This window comes from uncultured Limnohabitans sp. (genome assembly GCF_937889215.1).
GTDB lineage: Bacteria > Pseudomonadota > Gammaproteobacteria > Burkholderiales > Burkholderiaceae_C > Limnohabitans_A.
The window spans coordinates 1-2,022 of record NZ_CALBEX010000604.1 but is presented as its reverse complement, the minus strand read 5'-3'; the positions used below and the strand labels follow the sequence as shown (position 1 = coordinate 2,022).

2 protein-coding genes are annotated in these 2,022 nt (G+C 65.5%); both read left to right on the top strand.

Annotation, left to right across the window (positions count from 1 at the left end; translation table 11 throughout):
• Nucleotides 1–60 precede the first annotated feature (60 nt).
• On the top strand, nucleotides 61–720 hold the full coding sequence (locus tag Q0341_RS15125) for a response regulator transcription factor (protein WP_299515050.1): 660 nt from the start codon (nucleotides 61–63) through the stop codon (nucleotides 718–720).
• Nucleotides 717–2,022 (top strand): ATP-binding protein (locus Q0341_RS15120; protein WP_299515047.1); only part of this gene is annotated, 1,306 nt, incomplete at its 3' end. The genes Q0341_RS15125 and Q0341_RS15120, both read left to right, overlap by 4 nt.

Genomic DNA, 2,022 nt, shown 5'->3' with positions numbered 1-2,022 from the left:
TCAAGATCGATGCCCGCTCAGGCAGCATCTTGAAGCGCAAAACACGTTGAGAACACACCCATGAGGATTTTGCTGGTTGAAGACGAAGCCACCTTGCGCGAGCAGTTGCGGGTGGGCCTAGCCGAGGCCGGGCATGTGGTGGAGCAGACCCACAACGGGCGCGACGCCCACTTCATGGGCGAGACCGAAGACTTTGATGCCGTGGTGCTGGATCTGGGCCTGCCGCTGATGGATGGCCTGACGGTGCTGCAGCGTTGGCGCGAGCAAGGGCGCAGCATGCCGGTGCTGATTTTGACGGCGCGTGACAACTGGCACGACAAGGTAGCGGGCATCGACGCTGGAGCCGACGATTATTTGACCAAGCCTTTTCACATGGAAGAGTTGCTGGCCCGCTTGCGCGCCCTGAACCGGCGGGCCAACGGGGTGGCCTCTGCGGTGCTGCGGCTGGGCGATGTGGCGCTGGACACCCGCAGCGGGCGCGTGTCCATGCAGGGCCAGACCGTGCCACTGACCAGCCACGAATACAAAGTGCTGGACTACCTGATGCACCGCCCCGACGCGGTGGTCTCGCGCAGTGCGCTGATCGCCCACATTTATGCCCAAGACTTTGAGCGCGACTCCAACACCATCGAGGTGTTTGTGGGGCGGCTGCGCAAGAAGCTGCCCGCGCTGACGATCGAGACCGTGCGTGGCCTGGGTTATCGGCTGGTGGCGTCATGAGCCGCTTGGGGCCGTGGCATTGGCATTGGCATTGGCACAGCCTCAAAGCCTCGCTGCGGTTTCGGCTGCTGGCGGCCACGCTGCTGGGCTTAACGCTGGCCTTGGTGCTGGCGGGCGTGGTGCTCAATGGTTTGTTCCACGACCATGTGATGCGCCAGTTCGAAAAAGGCCTCACCCAGCAGCTCGACCAGTTGACGGCCCGCTTGTCCTTTGATGCGCAAGGCCAGCCCCTGATCGATGCGCAGACCTTGTCTGACCCGCGCTGGCAACGCCCTTACTCGGGTTTGTATTGGCAGTTGGACGATGTCTCCGACACGCCCGCCAAGCCTGGCGTGTTGCGTTCACGCTCCTTGTGGGACACACGGCTGGCCCTGCCCGCCGATGCACTGCGCGACAGTGAAATCCACACCCACGAATTGCCCGGCCCTGGCGACAGCCGTTTGCGCGTGCTGGAGCGCACGGTGCGCACCGATGCGCGTGAGCGCTGGCGCTTGAGCGTGGCGGCCGACCTGAAAGACACACACGAGGCGGTGGCCGGTTTTCAGCGGGTTTTGGCCGCATCGCTGCTGGCGTTGCTGCTGGCGCTGCTGGCGGCGGCCTGGGCGCAAGTGGCTGTGGGTTTGCGGCCTTTGCTGGCTTTGCAGCAGGGTTTACAGAACTTGCGCGAAGGCCGCTCGCCCCGCCTGAGCGGCGACTTTCCGAGCGAAGTGCAGCCGCTGGTGGACAACTTCAACAGCGTGTTGTCGCGCAACGATGAGGTGGTGGGCCGCGCACGCACCCAAGCGGGCAACCTGGCCCATGCCCTGAAAACCCCGCTCACCGTACTGGACCAGGCTTCGCGCCAAACCGACACGGCAGGCCTGGCCCCGTTGGTGCGCGAACAGGTGCAACTGGCCCGGCGGCACATCGACTGGCACCTGGCCCGCTCGCGCATGGCCGCGGCCAACGGCGTACCCGGTCAGCGGGTGCCTGTGGTCCACACGCTGCAAGGCCTGGTGCGCGTGATGCAGCGCGTGCACGCCAAGCGTGAGCTGGCCATCACGCTGGAGGAGGCAGATGAACGCGTGCAGTTTGCCGGTGAGGCGCAAGACCTGCAGGAAATGCTGGGCAATGTGCTGGACAACGCCTGCCAATGGGCGCACAGCGCAGTCACCCTTCGCGTGATGGCCGTGCACAGCGAGGCGCCGGATGGGGCACGAGAGGGAACGCCTGGCGGGTCGCCCGCCATGCTTCGGGTGGAGATCGAAGACGACGGCCCCGGCATGACGGCCGAGCAGATGCCGCAGGTGCTGCAGCGTGGGG

Bases quoted from the DNA above. Each gene is read 5' to 3' on its own strand.
- Q0341_RS15125 (WP_299515050.1), top strand. From the start codon at position 61: ATGAGGATTTTGCTGGTTGAAGACGAAGCCACCTTGCGCGAGCAGTTG.